The following is an 18,513-nucleotide window of genomic DNA, read 5'->3' as shown; positions in this document are numbered from 1 at the left end:
GGCATGTTGCTTTGACCCAGAATTTTAATATTTAGGAACCATCATGAAGACCTTCGTGGCCAAGCCGCTTGAAGTCAAACGTGACTGGTTTGTGATTGACGCTAAAGGCAAAGTCCTTGGTCGTGTGGCCAGCGAAGTCGCACGCCGTTTGCGTGGTAAGCACAAACCCGAATATACCCCTCACGTTGATACCGGCGATTACATCATTATCATCAACGCTGCTGACATTGCCGTGACCGGTAACAAGGCACAGGATAAGAAGTACTATCGTCACTCGAACTACCCAGGCGGTATTTACGAAACCAACTTCCAAACCATGCAAGAGCGCTTCCCTGGCCGTGCCATTGAAAAGGCCGTCAAGGGTATGTTGCCAAAAGGCCCTCTGGGCTACGCCATGGCCAAGAAACTGAAGGTTTACGCTGGTGCCGAGCATCCTCACAGTGCTCAACAGCCTAAAACTCTGGACATCTAAGGATAGGTCATGATCGGTAACTGGAATTACGGTACGGGCCGTCGCAAGACCTCCGTCGCTCGTGTCTTCATCAAAAAAGGTTCGGGCCAAATCGTAGTCAACGGCAAGCCTGTTGACGAATATTTTGCTCGTGAAACGGGTCGCATGATTGTGCGTCAGCCATTGGTGTTGACCAACCATGTTGAATCCTTCGACATCAAGATCAATGTGCATGGCGGCGGCGAAAGCGGCCAGGCCGGTGCTGCCCGTCACGGCATCACCCGCGCTCTGATCGACTACGACGAAACACTGAAGACAGCTCTGAAACAAGCTGGCCTGGTGACTCGTGACGCTCGTGCTGTTGAGCGTAAGAAAGTCGGTCTGCACAAAGCACGTCGCCGCAAACAGTTCAGCAAGCGTTAATTCGTCTCGCGACCTGTTTATGGTGTTCAAAAACCCCGGACTTGTCCGGGGTTTTTGTTTGCGGGCTACATTTGTCCTGCTTTGCCCGCTCTGGTACTTGAGAACAGGCAGGACTACGTTAAGATAGAATTTTTGCTCGTCTCTCTTTCAGGAAAGTTCATGGCTACACATAGCGATACCCGGATCAAGGTAGGGATTGTTGGCGGTACAGGTTACACCGGGGTCGAGTTGCTGCGTCTGTTAAGTCAGCATCCTCAGGTGGCGCTGGTCGCCATCACCTCGCGTAAAGAGGATGGCGTGCCGGTATCGGATATGTATCCGAACTTGCGTGGCCATGTGGATCTGAAATTCTCTACTCCTGAAAATGCCAATCTGGAACAGTGCGATGTGGTGTTCTTTGCCACTCCGCATGGTGTTGCCATGAGCCAGGTCGAGCGTCTGCTGGAAGCAGGCGTTCGTGTTATTGACCTGGCCGCAGACTTCCGCCTGCAAGATACGGATGTGTTCCAGAAGTGGTACAAGATGGAGCACAGTTGCCCGGACATTCTGAGCCAGTCGGCTTATGGTTTGCCAGAGCTGCTGCGCGACAAGATTGCCCACGCCAAAGTTATTGGTAATCCTGGTTGCTACCCCACTACTGTGCTGCTGGGTCTGGCTCCCTTGCTGGAAGGCGCGTTGGTTGATACCCAGCATCTGATTGCAGATTGCAAATCCGGGGTGTCCGGTGCCGGTAAAGGGGCTTCGGTTCCCAATCTGTTTGCTGAGGCCAGCGATAACTTCAAGGCGTATGGTGTGTCGGGTCACCGACACCATCCGGAAATTGTGGAACAGTTGCAGCGCCTTGCTGGTGGCCCGGTCGGCTTGACCTTTGTGCCTCACTTGGTGCCCATGATTCGCGGCATGTTCTCCACGATCTATGCGCGGATCAAACCCGAAGCCATGGATACAGACTTCCAGGCCTTGTACGAGCAGCGTTACGCTCAGGAAACCTTTGTAGACGTGTTGCCTGCCGGTACCCTGCCAGAAACCCGCTCGGTGCGCGCTTCCAACCAGCTACGCATTTCCGTGCAACGTCCTGGTAATGGCGATCAACTGATCATTCTGGTGGTGCAGGACAACCTGGTTAAGGGCGCTTCGGGTCAGGCTGTGCAGAACATGAATATCTTGTTCGGCCTGCCAGAGCAAACTGGCTTGAAGCACGTGGCAATTTTGCCTTAAAGGGAACTTGGTTTTGGTGAGCGGGTCAAATGTTTATGGCTGAATCACCGCAAACCAATTCGCGTGCTGTCGCTCCCTCCCGTTCGCGGGGCGGGGCGACGACGATTGGGCTGGCTGTCTTGTTGGGAGTGCTGTTGGGTGGCGGCGGGTTGTGGCTTTACCGCAGCCTGACTCAACCTGCCGATCAGTCCGAACAAATACAGTTGGCCATGCAAAATCTGGCGCGTAGTCAGCAATCCTTGCAGCAGATCCAAAGCGAGTTTGAAGGGTTGCGCGGGCAACTGGTTCTAGAAGAGAGCACGCGCAAGGGTTTGGAAAAGTCCTTGTCGTCTACTCAGGCTGAACTGGCACAGACACGCGAGCAACTGGCCTTTTACGAGCAGTTGCTCCCACCCGGTCCCAGTGGTTCTGTTACGGTTCGGGCCTTGGACGTTGTCCAAAGGGGTGATTTGCTAGAGTACAAGGTGCTGCTGCAGCGTAACGCCCCAGAAGGAAAGACTTTTTCTGGCCGTCTGCAGTTTCAGTTGACTGGGCGGCAAGACGGAAAAAACGTTAAAATCGATTTATCACCCAGTTCCGGGCCGGACTCGGTACTGGCAGAGTCGTCTGTAGAACAGATCGATCCCTTGGTTTTAAACTTCAACCAGTTTCAGCGCGCCATGGGTTGGCTGGCTTTGCCGCCAGGCTTTGAACCCACCGCCTTGACGCTGAACGTCCTGGAAGGAAACGTTATCCGCGCCTCCCGACAGGAAAAAATCGCCCAGCCAGACTAATCACCTTACCCGAGGGTGGTCATGTGCAAGGCGATCACATGATAATTATTCATGCCGGCGGGGGCCGGCAGGAGAACCACATGAGCACTCTTACCGAATCCGTTGATCTGCAAGCTCCTCCTTCCCCACTGATCTTTACTGATTCAGCGGTTGAGAAGGTCCGTGAGCTCCTGATTGAAGAAGGCAGCCCCGAACTGAAGCTGCGCGTCTTCGTGCAAGGTGGCGGCTGTTCCGGCTTCCAGTACGGTTTTACCTTTGACGAACTGGTTAACGACGACGACACCATTATTGATAAAGACGGCGTGCAACTGCTGGTTGACGCCATGAGCTTCCAATACCTGGTGGGCGCAGAGATTGATTACAAGGACGACCTGGACGGTGCTCAGTTCGTGATTCGTAATCCAAACGCCACAACAACTTGCGGCTGCGGTTCTTCCTTCACGATGTAAGAACACGCCACGGGTACTGATTGCTCAGTGCCGGTGATTTGGCTGGTTTGTACAAGAACACCCCTGGCTCTGTATTCAGAGTCAGGGGTGTTTTGTTTATGGGGTTTTGCTGAGGGCGCTACCTTGCTATGTTCTGCTTTTTTGGCAAGTACTTGGTCAACCGATTATGAGCCCGCTGGTGTGTTTTAAAGTTTTGCGAAGCTAAACCTTAAAAGCGGTTATCAAGCCGGATAACAAGCACCCAGCACCGTCGCGCGCCGCGCGCCTGTCACAGCGGGCAACCCCGCTGGAATGCGTTCGATATGCGCGTAAGCCAGCCAGGCAAAGGCCAGGGCTTCGATGGATTGCGGATCCATGCCAAGTTCTGCGCTGGAATGGATGGGCATCGTCACCAGATCGCTCAGGCGTTTCAGCATGGCTGGATTGGCTGCACCACCGCCACACACGATCAACTCCTGAATCTGACCTGCGTAAGGCTGGATGGCTTGTGCAACGCTGTGTGCGGTCAAATCCATCAGAGTGGATTGCACCGCAGCAGGGTGAAGCCCACCTTTCGGATCAACACGATCCAGGTGCTCCTGCAACCACCTCAAATTGAACAGATCACGGCCCGTAGATTTAGGCGCCGGCAGGGCAAACCAAGGTTCACTTAGCAGGCTGGCAAGCAAGGCAGGGTCCGATGCCGCGCTATTGGCCCATTGCCCATCCTTGTCGTAGGACTGGCCTTGATGCTTGTTCACCCAGGCATCCAGCAGCATGTTCGCCGGACCAGTATCAAAGCCAAAAACATCACGCCCAGGCAGCAGCAGGGAAATATTGGCAATCCCGCCCAGATTCAGAATGACGCGCCCGTGTTCGTGACGGAACAGCGCCTCATGAACAATTGGCACCAAAGGAGCACCTTGGCCACCCGCTGCAATATCTCGGCTACGGAAATCCGCAATGACATCGACCTCGCAGCGTTCAGCCAGCAGGGCAGGTGCATTCAGTTGCAGCGTGTAGCCCTGGTCGGGTGCATGGCGGATAGTTTGACCATGTACGCCAATCGCACGGATCAGGTCTTTGTCTGGGCCTTGGGTCCAGGGCAGGCAGGCTCGGGCGTAGAGTTCGGTCAGTTGCAGGGCGGCGATACTGGCGCGGGCCAGTTCATTGTGCCCAGGATGCTGCAAAGCCAGCAGCTCGTCTCGTAGAGCGGCTGGCATGGGCAGGCTGTGGGTTTGGTGTATCTGTGCCCCCTGTGGGCCGAAGGAGGCCAGCACGGCATCTACGCCGTCCATGCTGGTCCCCGACATCAGTCCGATAAACAGGGGCGCTTGCATGGTTTAGCGGCTGGCCAGTTTCACGGGTTCAGCATCTGTGTGCAGCAAGGCAAAGTTGTTCTGATAGGAAGCCAGGGTTTGCTGGAACTGTTTGCGCTGCGGTGCATCCAGAACGCGGGCGACTGGCAGGTCTACCGACAGGGGGTCAACCGCTTTCTGGGCAATCCGGAACTCGTAATGGAGATGCGGGCCTGTTGCCCAGCCGGTCGAACCTACATATCCAATCAGTTGACCCTGTTCTACGCGGTCTCCTTTGCGCAGACCAGCGGCAAAGCGACTTTGGTGGGCGTACAGCGTGGTGAACTGACCGTGATGCTTAAGAATGATGGTGTTGCCGTATCCGTTCTGGCGACCTATGAATTCCACTGTGCCATCTGCCGTGGCATGGATGGGGGTGCCAGAGGGTGCTGCATAGTCTACGCCTTTGTGGTTACGCCAGCCGCCATGTACCGGATGACGGCGACCGCCGAAAGTCGAGCTGATACGGGTGAACTTCAAGGCCGTACGTAGAAAAGCACCTTTGAGGCTTTGGCCACTGAAGTCGTAGTAACCGCCAGAGCCGTTTTCGGGCTGGAACCAAGCAGCCTCATGGGTTTTGCCCTGATTGTTGAACTCCACTGCCAGCAAGCGGCCTGAACCTACGTCCTGGCCCTCATGGCCGTAGGACTCGTAGACCACGCGGAAGCTGTCGCCTTTGCGCAGGTCTTTCAGAAAGTCGATCTTGCTGCCCATCACATCTGCCATTTGCAGGGTGATGTTGTCGGGAATACCGGCCTGATCACTGGCGCCAAACAGGGAGCTGTTGATGGTGGCCTGTGCCACACGTACTCGGGTTTGGGCCAGATCGCTCTGTTCCTGGGCGATAAAGCCGTTATTGCCATCAGGGCGCACTTCTAGCCAGCGGGCTTGACCTTGGCCGGATTGTTCGGAATAGGGGGTATGACGGTAGCGCAGCCACTGCAAATTGCCGTTGGTATCCAGTGCGGCTTGTATGGCTCGACCGGGGTAAAGCTTGTAGATCGAACGCGCTTTTTTGTCATGCGTCAGAAACTGCAATAGCCCTTCTTCACGGACTTCCATGCGCTGGAGCAGGGCGGATAGGGTGTCGCCGCGGCGGATACGGGTTTCAGTAATGTAGGTTTGCTGGTCCTGGGCCTGCAGCACGGTCAGATCCGAAGGCAGGGTCAGGGTGGTGCGGGCTTGGTAAATCTGGGGTTCCGGGCTGCTGGGCATGACCACGGCAAGTGCGCCGGCGGCTACAAAAGAGCCAAGGGCAAGCGTGATCAAACCGGCGCGGATAACTAGGGCTCGGGCGGACCGAGGCTGGTGGATGTCGAGGTGGGACGAGGCGCGTTTCCCTTTGCTGAACATAAAACCAGAACCTTGTTGGATGTACGGTTTACTGTCCGCCTGGCTGGCGGAGGTCAGTTGTACTGGGCGGACAGAACATTCCAGCCCTGGCAATCTGACCTGCGCGGGAATGATAAAATAGTTTGTTTACGAAACCTTGCTCATTTATTAAGCACGTCTCGCAATAGCAGGCTATCCTAGCGCATTAGGCTTAATTTTTCGAGCATTTTTACTCATTAGTTTGTCACCAGATTTGTTATGTCATCCCCCTCAGAGCCCCTTTCTCCAGAAGTTCTGGCTGATTTAGCCATCGTCAAACGCGGCTGCGACGAATTGCTCGTCGAATCCGAGTTTGCCCGCAAACTGGCGCGCAGCCATGCAACAGGGCAGCCGCTGCGAATCAAGCTTGGTCTGGACCCTACGGCTCCCGACATTCACTTGGGGCACACGGTGGTGCTCAACAAGATGCGTCAGTTGCAGGATTTGGGGCATACCGTCATCTTTCTGATTGGCGACTTCACCTCGACCATTGGTGATCCCAGCGGCCGCAACACGACTCGCCCGCCTTTGACGCCTGAGCAGGTTATTGCCAACGCCAAGACCTACTACGATCAGGCCGCGCTGGTTCTGGACCCGGCCCGTACCGAAGTTCGCTATAACTCGGAGTGGTGCGACAAGCTCGGTTCACGCGGCATGATTCAACTGGCTTCGCGTTACACCGTGGCCCGCATGATGGAGCGTGATGACTTCACCAAACGCTTCAAGGCGAATCAACCTATTTCGGTGCACGAGTTTTTGTACCCCTTATTGCAGGGCTACGATTCCGTTCAATTGAAAGCCGATATTGAATTGGGCGGTACTGACCAGAAATTCAATTTGCTGGTGGGTCGTGAATTGCAAAAAGAATATGGTCAGGAGCAGCAATGTATTTTGACCATGCCATTGCTGGTGGGTTTGGACGGCGTAGAGAAAATGTCCAAGTCCAAAGGCAATTACATTGGTATCAGTGAAACGCCGGACTCTATGTTCGGCAAGTTGATGTCCATCTCCGACACCTTGATGTGGCGTTACTTCGAGCTGTTGTCTTTCCGTAGTCTGGAGGACATTGCCGGTCTGCAAAAGCAGATTGAACAAGGCCGTAACCCACGTGAGGTTAAAGTGGAGCTGGCACAGGAAATCGTCACACGTTTCCACAGCGCCCAAGCGGCCCAGCAGGCGTTGGAGACGTTTGATGCCCGTTTCCGTCGCGGCGAAATGCCCGAGGACATGCCCGAGCTAACCGTGGCCGGTGAACTGGCCTTGCTGCGCGTTTTGCGCGAAGCAGGCTTGGTTGCTTCCGGCAGCGAAGCCCAGCGCAACGTGGAGCAGGGCGGCGTGCGCATCAACGGCGAACGTGTGGACGATAAAGGTTTGCAACTGGAGCCGGGCAGCTATGTGCTGCAAGTGGGCAAGCGCAAGTTTGCGCGCGTCACTTTGACCGGCTGATTGATTGTGGAGGTCTGCAATGAAACTGCGTAGTGATTCTTTTCAAGATCAGAGCGTGATTCCCGAGCGTCTGGCATTTTGCCGTTATGACGCACAATCGAGAGTTGCCTTGGCCGGTAACGCCAATCCGCATCTGGAATGGTCCGATGTTCCCGAGCAGACCCAATCTTTTGTGGTCATTTGCCACGACCCCGATGTTCCGAGTAAACCGGACGATGTGAATCAGGACGGGCGCGAGGTACCGGCGGATTTGCCACGGGTGGATTTCTTCCATTGGGTCTTGATTAATGTCTCGCCTGAACTGCGTAGCCTGGCAGAAGGCTCTTATTCCAAGGGCATCACGCCACGCGGTAAAGCCGGCCCATTGGCTCTGGACGACACGCGCCAGGGCGTGAATGACTTTACCAACTGGTTTGCCAGCGACCGCGACATGAACGGTGATTACTTTGGCTATGACGGTCCGTGCCCTCCGTGGAACGATGCCTTGCCGCACCGCTATGTCTTTACGGTCTATGCCCTGGATATTGCCGAGCTGCCTTTGGAAGGGCGGTTTACGGGTCAGGATGTGTTGCGTGCCATGGAAGGTCATATTCTGGGCCGTGCATCCTTGACCGGCGTGTACACCGTGAATCCCCGTTTGATTCAGCAATCCTGATTCCCCAGGGCGGACTATTTGAGTTTTTTTCATGTTCTTTTGAGTCCGCCCGTTGCCGCCTTACTTATTTCTGCATTTTTTGGGGTTTCTGCCATCGGAGACGTTTGTCTCGGTGGTTTGATGCGCTTCCGCGCTAAAATGTTGCTTTCTTAGTTTGCTACCTACTTTATCCTTAGGAACCCTCATGTTTGACCGTTCTGCGACTCTTGACAAAGTTGATCCCGATCTTTGGGCTGCGATCCAAAGCGAAGATGTGCGCCAGGAGCAGCACATCGAGCTGATCGCCTCGGAAAACTACACCAGCCCCGCCGTGATGCAGGCCCAGGGCACACAACTGACCAACAAATACGCGGAAGGTTATCCTGGCAAGCGTTATTACGGTGGCTGCGAGTTCGTGGACGTGGTCGAGCAATTGGCTATTGACCGTCTGAAAGAGCTGTTCGGAGCTGAAGCTGCCAACGTGCAGCCCAACTCTGGTTCGCAAGCCAACCAGGGCGTGTACATGGCTGTGCTCAAACCCGGTGACACCGTTCTGGGCATGAGCCTGGCCGAAGGCGGTCACTTGACCCACGGTTCCCCCGTGAACGCATCGGGCAAGCTGTACAACTTCGTGTCCTACGGTCTGGACGAGAACGAAGAGCTGGACTACGACGAGCTGGAGCGCCTGGCCAAAGAGCACAAGCCCAAGCTGATCGTGGGTGGTGCATCGGCTTACGCCCTGCGCATCGACTTTGAACGCATGGCCCGTATCGCTCATGAAAATGGCGCCTTGCTGATGATCGACATTGCTCACTACGCTGGTCTGGTTGCTGGTGGTGCTTACCCCAACCCCGTGCCTTACGCGGACTTCGTGACCTCTACGACTCACAAGTCCCTGCGCGGTCCCCGTGGTGGCGTCATCATGATGAAGGCCGAGCACGAAAAAGCCGTCAATTCGGCTATTTTCCCCGGCATTCAAGGCGGCCCACTGATCCACGTGATCGCTGGCAAGGCGGTGGCATTCAAGGAAGCCCTGGCTCCCGAGTTCAAGACCTACGCTGCCCAGGTTGTGAAAAACGCTGACGTTCTGGCGCGTACCCTGGTCGAGCGTGGTCTGCGTATCGTGTCCGGTCGCACTGAAAGTCATGTCATGCTGGTGGACCTGCGTCCCAAGGGCATCACGGGTAAAGTCGCTGAAGAAGCACTGGGCAAGGCTCACATCACGGTCAACAAGAACGCCATTCCTAACGATCCTGAAAAGCCATTTGTCACCAGCGGTGTGCGTTTGGGTACACCTGCCATGACCACTCGCGGTTTCAAGGAAGCCGAAGCGGAATTGACGGCGCATCTGATTGCTGATGTACTGGACAACCCTCACGACGAAGCCGTTTTGGCGGATGTTCGTCGCCGTGTACACGAGCTGACTGCCAAGTTGCCCGTTTACTCCTCTAAGTAATCCAGCCGGAGCGGGCCGCAAGGCCCGCGATTTTGAATGAAGTGTCCGTTCTGCCACCATGCCGATACCCAGGTGATCGACTCTCGAATCACCGAAGAAGGCGACGCCATACGGCGACGTCGTAAATGCTCGGCCTGTGAACGGCGCTTCACGACTTACGAGCGTGCCGAGCTGAGCCTGCCTGTTGTGGCCAAGCGCAATGGCACTCGTATGGATTTTGATCCCGCGCGTTTGCGGACGAGCATGGGCGTTGCGCTGCGCAAGCGTTCCATCCCCATGGCTCAGGTCGATGCCGCTGTGCAGCGCATCGAAGAGAAACTTCAACTGACTGGCGAGCGCGAAGTCTCCTCTGAAACCATAGGCGAACTGGTCATGGCCGAGCTCAAGCAACTGGACCAGGTAGCCTATGTGCGCTTTGCCTCGGTCTACAAGAGCTTCAAGGACATCCGCGAGTTTGTACAGGCGATCGACGAAATGAACGATCCCGATCGCGGCTAAGGCGATGGTCGAGCAAGAAGACGTCATCTGGATGCGGCAAGCCCTGGAGCAGGCCGAAAAATCCCTGTATATCAGTGCTCCCAATCCACGAGTCGCCTGCCTGATCGTGCGCGATGGCCAATTGCTGGCTTCCGGTTCCACGCAGCAAGCGGGTGGGCCTCACGCAGAAGTGATGGCCTTGCGCCAAGCCAAAGAGCGCGGCGTCAGCGTGGCCGGTGCGACCTTCTACGTCACCCTGGAGCCTTGCAGTCACCACGGGCGAACCCCTCCTTGTGCCGACGCCCTGATCAAAGCAGGTGCTGGGCGTGTTGTCTTTTCTATGTACGACCCTAACCCACTGGTGGCAGGTAATGGCGTTTCGCGCCTGCGTCAGGCGGGTATCACCGTAGATGGCCCTTTGTGTGTAGAGCAGGCGCTGGCGATCAATGCTGGTTTCTTTGCCCGCATGACGCGTGGACGCCCCTGGTTGTGGATGAAAATGGCCGCCTCGCTGGATGGCCGCAGCGCCTTGCCCGATGGTCGCTCTCAATGGATTACCGGGCCGCAGGCTCGCGACGATGGTCACCACTGGCGCGCCCGCAGTTGTGTTGTATTGACGGGCATAGGTACGGTTAACGCGGACAACCCCTTGATGAATGTGCGGGCGGTGTCCACGCCACGTCCCCCCATCAAAGCCGTGCTGGACACGCATTTACGCCTGACTTCCAACGCTGCCTTGCTGGATGGCACGCCTTGCTGGGTATTCAGCCATCGTCGTGACCCCGAACGCGAAGCCGAGTTGGCAGATCGCAATGCACAGGTCATTCCCATGCCTTTGCACGAAGGTCAGGTGGATGTGCGCGCCGTTCTGGACTGGATGACCGATCAACAGATCAATGAAGTCCATGCCGAAGCGGGTGCTCGTCTTTCTGGTGCCTTGATTGATGCGGGTGTAGTCGACCAGTTATTGATGTACCTGGCCCCCAAGATCCTGGGGCAGGGACGAGGCGTGGCCGATATTACCGAGCTGGCTGGGCTGGACGACGTAGAGCCGTTCGAGTTTACTGATGTGCGCTTGCTGGGTGCCGACCTGCGCGTTCTGGCTCGTCAGCGCGATCATTGGGAAGCCTTGCTGCGAGCCGTCGGTGGGGCGTATCCGCCGGATCCGGAATAAACCTGTTTTGCATTTTGCTGTTTGGCCCAGCATGCAGGTAAGATATTTGTCAGAGCATGTTCCAAGCCTGTGGGTGTGAGTCTACAGCCTTGCCGCTTCCTGTTTTCACCTTGATTGTGGCCTTGAAATAAGCGCCGATGGCTATTTGATTCGGCCAGCCGAACAGCATCACTAATCACCTGAAAGCAGCTCAAGAGTTGGAACACAAGATACGTTGATACCAGGCGGATCAGCAGCCACCAACAGCTATTAGCTCAAAAAAATTTGAGCACTTGCGTTACAAGGATAAGTGCTGCTATTATTATGGACTTGGCATTAGCAGCTTCAAATTGCTTGGCCAAAAAAAACAAATAGGACAGGTGGCCGAGTGGTTGAAGGCGCACGCCTGGAAAGCGTGTATACGTTTATAGCGTATCGGGGGTTCGAATCCCCCTCTGTCCGCCAAGAATTCAATATAAAAACCCGCCCAGCGCAAGCTGGGCGGGTTTTTTATTGTCAGTGGTGTCTTTGTGTTCTGGAGATGCGTTGTCACACAGACCTTGCTTAAGGAACCAGGCTCAGGCGCTCGACTTCAAATTCTGTCTTGCGCAGGCCTTTGTCGAATTCTCCGGTCAGTTCCACTGTCTGCTCAGCACTGATGGTCTGGCCAGCCGGGAAGTCCTCGTTGTCGATCTCTACGGTGATACGGCCGGTGGCATCTTCAAAGATGTAGTGTTCATCGCCCTCAAACGAAACCAGACGGCCTTGTAAGCGTGCGATTTGGTCGTCGCGGCCAGTTTCCAGGAGCTGTTTGACGGTCATGAGTGGCACATTGTTAGGGCCTGAATAGGAGCCTGTGGCCGTGGCGGTTTTTGGGGCATTGCTCGGGCCTGTGTAGCTGGCGGGTTGTGCGATAGCAGCGGTGGTGCTCAGGGCAAGGATGGCGGCCAGGGTGGGTAAAGTGAATCGCATGATTGGGGTTTCCTGTATCGGGTTATCGGGTCAAGGTTCCGCCGATTGCGGAATGGTTTTATTAGACCCCCCGAACCTGAAGGCAATCTTAAGACGCTTGACTGGGTGGGAAATCCAGGACGACGCTCAGACCCTGGCCGTCCAGTCCATCTTCAAAGGACAGCGTGGCATGGTGCAAGGCTGCGATGCGGGCCACGATAGACAAACCCAGGCCGTTCCCCGCTTGGCCCGTGCCCAGTACGCGAAAGAATCGCTCTCCCAGTCTGGGTCGCTGTTCCACGGGAACGCCAGGTCCGTTGTCCCGGACCGCAAGGCGTACACCGCCATCATGTCTGCGTGTCGTTTCGACTCGTACCCGCACGTCCGTGCCGCCGTAGCGAATGGCATTGCCAATCAGATTGCGTAGTGCGCTGCTTAACAATACTGGCGCGGCCTGTACGTTTGTGACAGTCAAGGCTCTTTCTATGTTCACGGATAGCGAAGGCAGGGATGGGCTAAGGCTGTCCAGGATCTGATTCAGGTCTACCGTTTCACGCTTAAGAGGCTCTGCCTGTGGCTCCAGCCTTGTCAGGGCGAGCAGGCTTTCTACCAGGGCGGTGCAGCGATCCAGATCAGCGCGTAATTGCTGTAGATGGGCATCAGGTAGTTGCAGCTCGCGCTCAATCAATTGAACGCGCATCCGTAGCCCGGCCAGAGGGGTGCGCAGCTCGTGTGCGGCATCGGATGTAAAGCGCCGCTCACTGTCCAGTGCGGTGGATAGACGTGCCATCAAGGTGTTGAGTGCATCGAGCATGGCCTGCAGTTCACGAGGCGGATTGTCACCTTGCACGGGCGTGAGGTCATCGGGTGATTTGGCCTTGATGCGTTTGGCCGTGTCCTCCAAAGGATGCATCAGGCGTCGGATCAAGAACCAGCTTGATAGACCCAGCAGCGCCAGCAGCCCCACTGCGGGCCAAACCAGGTTTTCGGCCATATCTTCCAGTAGTTCCAGACGTTCTTCCATAGGCTGCGCGACTTGGGCTGTGACCCCGCCTGCTCCAGGACGGACGTAAACCCGCCAGAGTTCCTCATCAACCCAAACAGTGGTGATTTGCTTGCGGTTTGCCTGAGGGAGAAAAGCCATTTTAGGGGTGTCGTCGCCGCGCAGCAGTATGCGGCCATCTGCCGCGACTAGCTGGTAGTACATGCGCAGTTTGAGCGCCTCGTCACGGTTCAGGCGCGTGCCCGTCGTATTGGTTCCGGGCGCAGCCTCCTGCGGGTCCAGCATCAGTACCAGACGAGCCCCTTCTTCCAGTGCGTCATCAAGAACCTCACCCGTCGCATGCCAAGCGACACTGACCACAATGGAAAGGCTGACCAGCCACAGGCCAATACTGGTTCCCATGACGGTCAGCAGCAGACGACGCCGTAGGGACCAGCCTTGCGGGCGTGATGCCGAAGAGCTGAGTCTGGAGCGGATGTGCGTCAATTTCTGCAGTAGATTTTTCATGCGGGTGCCAGAACGTAGCCTTGATTACGTACGGTGACGATGAAGTCACTGCCCAGTTTTTTGCGCAGATTGTAGATGTGGACTTCGATAGCGTTGCTTTCCACTTCTTCACTCCAGCCATACAGGGCCTCTTCAAGCTGGGCACGACTCAAAATATGGGTGGGATGGTGCATCAAGGCCTGTAGAACAGCGAACTCGCGTGCTGTTACGGCCACGGGCTTGTCGTTCAAGGTGACACGTTTGGCTGTCGGGTCAATGGCGACGGGGCCGTGACGCCATTCGGGGGTAGCTTGGGCGGCGCTGCGGCGTAAGGTCGCACGTACTCGTGCGGATAGTTCTTCCAGGTCAAACGGCTTGATCAGATAGTCGTCTGCCCCCAGATCCAGGCCCTGCACTCGGTCTGACAAGGTATCGCGGGCGGTGATCACAATGACTGGAACCTGGGCATGGGGGCTGCCGGCTCCTCGCAAGCGACGCAGAATGGCATCGCCGTCCAGGCCGGGCAGGCCCCGATCCAGCAAGATGCATTGATAGGTATGGGTTGCCAAGGCCGTGGCAACTTGATCGCCGCGTTGTAACCAGTCCACCGCATAGCCGTCCATATGTAGCCAGGACTGCAAGGAACTGCCCAGCGAGGGGTCATCTTCGATTAAGAGAATACGCATGTGCACAGCCTGGCAGGGAAAGATGAAGGGAATCTGATGCGAGTGTGAGGCAGGGCGTCAAGCAGCCGCAAGCGCAGAAGTGCTTGTACGGCTGCTGTGTATTGTAAAAGCAGGCAGGCCTTGCGTTTTTCCCGCTCTGATCGGAGGCTAGATGCTGCGCTGTTGTACCCGCGCTGATAACTCCTGTGCTGTCTCCTTGCGCTCGCTGTATCTATCGACCAGATAATCCGCACAGTCGCGCGTCAGCAAGGTGAACTTGACCAGCTCCTCCATGACATCGACCACCCGATCGTAGTAGGGGGAGGGTTTCATACGGCCTGCTTCGTCAAACTCCAAAAAAGCCTTGGCAACGGAGGACTGGTTGGGGATGGTGATCAGGCGCATCCAGCGGCCCAGGACGCGCATCTGGTTCAAGGCGTTAAAGGACTGGGAGCCGCCGGAGACTTGCATGACGGCCAGTGTTTTGCCTTGCGTCGGACGCACGGAGCCGATGCTTAACGGAATCCAGTCAATTTGTGCTTTCAGGACACTGCTCATGGCACCGTGCCGTTCGGGCGAGGTCCAGACCATGCCTTCGGCCCACTGTACACATTGACGCAGTTCCTGCACTTTGGGATGCTCATCCGTTGCGCCATCGGGCAAAGGCAGCTCGTGTGGGTCAAAAGTTTTGGTTTCGGCACCCATTGCTTCCAGCAGTCGCGCTGCTTCTTGCGTCAACAGTCGGCTATAGGAGCGTTCCCTTAAGGAGCCGTAGAAAAGCAGGATTCGCGGCGGGTGTGTGGCACGTTGTTGAGGCAGCAGCTCTGCCATATCTGGAGTTTTAAAAGCGTGTTCGTCCAAATTGGCTAAGTCAGGCTGGCTCAATTCTTTGTCCTTTTTCATCAATGACGGCTTGACCATCTTCTTTACGGAATGCGCCTTGCTGCGGCTGGGGCAATATTTCCAGCACCTGTTCCGAGGGGCGGCACAAGCGTGTGCCCAGCGGTGTGACCACAATGGGACGATTGATCAGAATCGGGTGCTGCAACATGAAATCAATCAGTTGTTCATCACTCCATTTGGGGTCGCCCAGCCGCAGCTCTTCATAAGGCGTGCCTTTTTGACGCAGGACTTCGCGCACGTTCAGGCCGCAGTCTGCGATCAGCTTGGTCAGTGTGGCGCGGTCTGGCGGGGTTTGCAGGTACTCGATGATGGTCGGCTCTTGACCACTATTGCGGATCAGGCCCAGGGTATTGCGCGAGGTGCCGCAGGCGGGGTTGTGATAGATGGTGATGTTGCTCATGGCTTGTGCTCGATGTCAGGAAACTAGTGGGCGATACCTAGCCGTAGGGCCAAGGCCGCCAGAGTGATCAGCAATACGGGGGTGGTCAGAATGGCTCCTACCTTGAAGTAGTAGCCCCAACTGATTTTTGTGCCTTTCTGGGCCAGTACGTGCAGCCACAGCAAGGTAGCCAGACTGCCTATGGGTGTGAATTTGGGGCCCAGGTCACTGCCGATGACATTGGCGTAGATCATGGCTTCTTTGACGGCACCCTGGGCGCTGGAAGCATCAATAGACAGGGCCGTGACCAATACCGTAGGCATATTGTTCATGACAGAGGACAGCAGGGCGGACAGAACCCCGGTGCCCAGAGCGGCAGCCCAGACACCAGCCTGGGCGAATGTGTCCAGTAACTGGGCCAAGTAATCCGTTAGTCCGGCATTACGCAGGCCATACACTACCAGGTACATGCCTAGCGAGAATACGACGATTTGCCAGGGTGCCCCGCGCAGCACTTTTCTTGTGCTGATGACGGTGCCACGGGCGGCAACAGTCAGCAAAATGATGGCTCCTGCAGCGGCAACGACACTGACGGGAATCCCCAGCGGCTCCAGGGCGAAAAAGCCTGTCAGCAGCAAGGCCAGCACGATCCAGCCTGCCTTGAAGGTCCGGATGTCCGTAATGGCTTGTGCGGGTGGTTTTAACTGTTCAAGGCGATACTGGGCAGGAATGTCACGCCGGAAATACAAGATCAGAACGAGCAGGCTGGCCAGTACGGACACCATATTGACAGGCACCATGATAGCGGCATAGTCCGTGAAGCCCAGTTTGAAATAGTCGGCCGAGACAATGTTGACCAGGTTGGAGACAACCAGTGGCAAGCTGGCCGTGTCGGCAATAAACCCGGCTGCCATGACAAACGCCAAGGTCGCCGCGGGCGAAAAGCCCAAGGCCAGCAGCATGGCCATGACGATAGGCGTCAGAATCAGGGCAGCGCCGTCGTTGGCAAACAGGGCAGAAACGGCGGCGCCCAGAATCACGATAAAGGCAAAAAGCCTGCGCCCATTGCCTGCTCCCCAGCGGGCAACATGCAGGGCGGCCCACTCAAAGAAGCCGGCTTCATCCAGTATCAGGCTAATGATAATGATCGCTATGAAAGTCGCGGTTGCATTCCAGACGATGCTCCACACCACAGCCAGATCGCTCCACTGCACCACGCCTGAAAGCAGGGCAGCGGCCGCTCCCAGAGAGGCGCTCCAGCCTATGCCTAAACCTTTGGGCTGCCAGATGACCAAAATCAGGGTGGCAAGGAAAATCAGGACAGATGTGGTCATGGCAATACGTGTAAAGATGAGCAGGTGGTCAGACCTTGGGTGTTAGGCCAATAAGTGGCCCGCTGGGCTGAGTCGGTGTTACGTCGACTTTTTTAGGGGGGGGGGCATGCGTTGGGTGCTGTGATGCAGCTTTCACCCTGGCAGCAGTTCTCAGTCAGGTAGGCGATCAGCGTGTTCATGGTGGGAAAAGTCGCGCTGTAGAGCAGGTTGCGGCCTTGTCGTTCTCCATGAATCAAGCCGGCGTTATGGAGTTCTTTCAAATGAAAGGACAGGGTATTGGGGGCGATACCTAACTGTTCAGCCAAGGTGCCGGGTGTTAGCCCGGACGGGCCGGCTACAACCAGTGCGCGAAATACCCGCAGGCGGGCTTCGTGGGCCAAGGCGGCCAGAGAGCGGATAACTTGAGATTCTTCCATAGGTAGATAATACAATAATTCAAGAATTATTGAATAGTTTATTTGCATACTGGTGTTTTTTTCAGACTACTTGTCTATTTGGACGGCAACGGCATGATTGTGTTTTGGGGTAGCGCCGTAAAGAGTCTTGTCCTGCTTATGAGCCGAGCAGGATTAAGCAGAGCTAAGCCAATTGTTCGCTCAACCAATCGGCAAATATGTCCGCACGCGGGTTTTGATCCAGTGCCTGCGGGGAGAGCAGGTAGTAGGCCGAGCCGTCAGGGATGAAGCCTTGCGGGGCGATGAGCTGGCCGCTTTGTAATTCGTCGTCCACCATCAGACGCGACACAATCGCCATGCCTTGTCCGGACAGGGCGGCCTGAATGCATAAGTAAAAATGTTCCAGCTCCAGTTTGCGGGCGGATCGCAGGGAGTTGCCGCTGATCCGTGCCCATGTGGCCCAAGCCTGGGGGCGGGAGCTGCTTTGTATCAATACCTGCTTGGCGGTGTCCTGCGTGTGTGGGTAGTGAGGCTGGCAGACTGGCCCTATCATCTCTTCGCACAACTTCAGGCCGCAGACCGAGTCCGCCCAGTGAAAGTCGTCGCGGCGTATCGCCAGATCCACCCCCATTTGTGCGAAGTTCACTGGCCCTCCGGCTGTAATCAGGTGCACGGTGATATTGGGGTGCAGAGCGTGGAAAGCTCCCAAACGCGGGATCAGCCACTTCATGGCAATAGTGGGCTCGCAGGAGACGACCAGAGCATGTTCGCGCTGGGTTTGCTGCAGTTGGTAAACCACATCTTCCAGGCGCTCAAACATGGGGGCGGTAACGTGCAAAAGCTGGCGGCCTGCGGGCGTCAGAAATACGGCCCGATTGCGTCTTTCAAACAGTTCTACCCCCAGCGATTCTTCCAGTGCACGAATTTGTCGGCTGACCGCGCCGTGCGTGACATGAAGCAACTGGGCTGCCTGCACAAAACTGCCTGTCTGGGCCGCCGTATCGAAGTAGCGAAAGGCCGTGAGGTTGGGGATTTGCATGGTCGATGAAAACTCACAGAAGTGACGCAGTAATTATCGTTTTTAAATTAGCACAGGATTATCAATAATGACATCCTGTCAGGGCTGATGTGAACAGGAAGTTAATTTTCTTTTTGATTGATTTTTTCTGTTCTTGGCGGGGAGTTAATTTTTCGGGCCGGGAATAGAAA

Annotated in this window: 20 protein-coding genes and 1 tRNA gene; 11 read left to right on the top strand and 10 right to left on the bottom strand. The window is 56.0% G+C overall.

Features of this window, described 5'->3' with window-relative positions; genetic code table 11:
- Positions 1 to 43 precede the first annotated feature (43 nt).
- From rplM to erpA, 5 genes are all read left to right on the top strand, one after another.
- A complete protein-coding gene (gene rplM / locus ACDI13_RS07240; RefSeq protein WP_003801836.1) occupies positions 44 to 472 on the top strand; it encodes a 50S ribosomal protein L13 in 429 nt (142 codons plus the stop codon).
- Between the two features lie 9 nt (positions 473 to 481).
- Positions 482 to 874, top strand: a complete 393-nt coding sequence (rpsI, locus tag ACDI13_RS07235; RefSeq protein WP_026484385.1) for a 30S ribosomal protein S9 — start codon at positions 482 to 484, stop codon at positions 872 to 874.
- A 159-nt stretch (positions 875 to 1,033) separates the two neighbouring features.
- Positions 1,034 to 2,092: an N-acetyl-gamma-glutamyl-phosphate reductase gene (gene argC, locus ACDI13_RS07230; RefSeq protein WP_316990357.1), complete on the top strand. Its 1,059-nt coding sequence runs from the start codon at positions 1,034 to 1,036 to the stop codon at positions 2,090 to 2,092.
- Between the two features lie 29 nt (positions 2,093 to 2,121).
- A complete protein-coding gene (locus ACDI13_RS07225) occupies positions 2,122 to 2,865 on the top strand; it encodes a DUF6776 family protein (protein ID WP_372372949.1) in 744 nt (247 codons plus the stop codon).
- 80 nt (positions 2,866 to 2,945) lie between these two features.
- Positions 2,946 to 3,314: an iron-sulfur cluster insertion protein ErpA gene (gene erpA / locus ACDI13_RS07220; RefSeq protein ID WP_003801826.1), complete on the top strand. Its 369-nt coding sequence runs from the start codon at positions 2,946 to 2,948 to the stop codon at positions 3,312 to 3,314.
- Positions 3,315 to 3,535: 221 nt separating this feature from the next.
- Here the strand turns inward: erpA and ACDI13_RS07215 are convergent, their stop codons facing one another.
- On the bottom strand, positions 3,536 to 4,633 hold the full coding sequence (locus ACDI13_RS07215) for an anhydro-N-acetylmuramic acid kinase (RefSeq protein WP_316990359.1): 1,098 nt from the start codon (positions 4,631 to 4,633) through the stop codon (positions 3,536 to 3,538).
- A 3-nt stretch (positions 4,634 to 4,636) separates the two neighbouring features.
- Positions 4,637 to 6,004 carry a M23 family metallopeptidase gene (locus tag ACDI13_RS07210; RefSeq protein WP_316990360.1) on the bottom strand — a complete coding sequence of 456 codons (1,368 nt, stop codon included), beginning with the start codon at positions 6,002 to 6,004 and terminating at the stop codon, positions 4,637 to 4,639.
- Positions 6,005 to 6,241: 237 nt separating this feature from the next.
- Here ACDI13_RS07210 and tyrS point away from each other — a divergent pair, with 237 nt between their 5' ends.
- The 6 genes from tyrS (at position 6,242) to ACDI13_RS07180 (ending at position 11,653) form a co-directional block, all read left to right on the top strand.
- Complete coding sequence (tyrS, locus tag ACDI13_RS07205; protein WP_316990361.1) at positions 6,242 to 7,468, top strand: tyrosine--tRNA ligase; 1,227 nt, start codon at positions 6,242 to 6,244, stop codon at positions 7,466 to 7,468.
- Between the two features lie 19 nt (positions 7,469 to 7,487).
- Positions 7,488 to 8,123, top strand: a complete 636-nt coding sequence (locus ACDI13_RS07200; RefSeq protein ID WP_316990362.1) for a YbhB/YbcL family Raf kinase inhibitor-like protein — start codon at positions 7,488 to 7,490, stop codon at positions 8,121 to 8,123.
- Between the two features lie 184 nt (positions 8,124 to 8,307).
- A complete protein-coding gene (gene glyA / locus ACDI13_RS07195) occupies positions 8,308 to 9,558 on the top strand; it encodes a serine hydroxymethyltransferase (protein WP_316990363.1) in 1,251 nt (416 codons plus the stop codon).
- A 36-nt stretch (positions 9,559 to 9,594) separates the two neighbouring features.
- Positions 9,595 to 10,056, top strand: a complete 462-nt coding sequence (gene nrdR, locus ACDI13_RS07190; RefSeq protein ID WP_316990364.1) for a transcriptional regulator NrdR — start codon at positions 9,595 to 9,597, stop codon at positions 10,054 to 10,056.
- Between the two features lie 4 nt (positions 10,057 to 10,060).
- Positions 10,061 to 11,209 (top strand): bifunctional diaminohydroxyphosphoribosylaminopyrimidine deaminase/5-amino-6-(5-phosphoribosylamino)uracil reductase RibD, encoded by a 1,149-nt coding sequence (gene ribD, locus ACDI13_RS07185; protein WP_316990365.1) that lies wholly within the window; start codon positions 10,061 to 10,063, stop codon positions 11,207 to 11,209.
- A 353-nt stretch (positions 11,210 to 11,562) separates the two neighbouring features.
- Positions 11,563 to 11,653, top strand: a tRNA-Ser gene (locus ACDI13_RS07180).
- Positions 11,654 to 11,752: 99 nt separating this feature from the next.
- On the opposite strand, the gene ACDI13_RS07175 is transcribed toward ACDI13_RS07180, so the two are convergent.
- The 8 genes from ACDI13_RS07175 to ACDI13_RS07140 all read right to left on the bottom strand — a co-directional run bounded on the left by ACDI13_RS07175 (position 11,753) and on the right by ACDI13_RS07140 (position 18,343).
- Positions 11,753 to 12,160, bottom strand: a complete 408-nt coding sequence (locus ACDI13_RS07175) for a NirD/YgiW/YdeI family stress tolerance protein (protein ID WP_316990366.1) — start codon at positions 12,158 to 12,160, stop codon at positions 11,753 to 11,755.
- Positions 12,161 to 12,248: 88 nt separating this feature from the next.
- Positions 12,249 to 13,649: an ATP-binding protein gene (locus ACDI13_RS07170; protein ID WP_316990367.1), complete on the bottom strand. Its 1,401-nt coding sequence runs from the start codon at positions 13,647 to 13,649 to the stop codon at positions 12,249 to 12,251.
- Positions 13,646 to 14,314, bottom strand: a complete 669-nt coding sequence (locus tag ACDI13_RS07165) for a response regulator transcription factor (protein ID WP_316990368.1) — start codon at positions 14,312 to 14,314, stop codon at positions 13,646 to 13,648. Before ACDI13_RS07165 ends, ACDI13_RS07170 begins: the two co-directional genes overlap by 4 nt.
- Before the next feature lie 147 nt (positions 14,315 to 14,461).
- On the bottom strand, positions 14,462 to 15,214 hold the full coding sequence (gene arsH, locus ACDI13_RS07160) for an arsenical resistance protein ArsH (protein WP_372372943.1): 753 nt from the start codon (positions 15,212 to 15,214) through the stop codon (positions 14,462 to 14,464).
- On the bottom strand, positions 15,165 to 15,596 hold the full coding sequence (gene arsC / locus ACDI13_RS07155; RefSeq protein WP_316990370.1) for an arsenate reductase (glutaredoxin): 432 nt from the start codon (positions 15,594 to 15,596) through the stop codon (positions 15,165 to 15,167). Before arsC ends, arsH begins: the two co-directional genes overlap by 50 nt.
- A 23-nt stretch (positions 15,597 to 15,619) precedes the next feature.
- A complete protein-coding gene (locus tag ACDI13_RS07150) occupies positions 15,620 to 16,909 on the bottom strand; it encodes an arsenic transporter (protein ID WP_316990371.1) in 1,290 nt (429 codons plus the stop codon).
- Positions 16,910 to 17,001: 92 nt separating this feature from the next.
- Complete coding sequence (locus tag ACDI13_RS07145; RefSeq protein ID WP_316990372.1) at positions 17,002 to 17,325, bottom strand: metalloregulator ArsR/SmtB family transcription factor; 324 nt, start codon at positions 17,323 to 17,325, stop codon at positions 17,002 to 17,004.
- Between the two features lie 163 nt (positions 17,326 to 17,488).
- Positions 17,489 to 18,343, bottom strand: a complete 855-nt coding sequence (locus ACDI13_RS07140; RefSeq protein WP_316990373.1) for a LysR substrate-binding domain-containing protein — start codon at positions 18,341 to 18,343, stop codon at positions 17,489 to 17,491.
- Positions 18,344 to 18,513: the final 170 nt, after the last annotated feature.

The sequence above is a fragment of the Alcaligenes faecalis genome (assembly GCF_041521385.1).
In the GTDB taxonomy this organism is placed as follows: Bacteria; Pseudomonadota; Gammaproteobacteria; order Burkholderiales; family Burkholderiaceae_B; genus Alcaligenes; species Alcaligenes faecalis_E.
This window is presented reverse-complemented; position numbering and strand designations above follow the sequence as displayed.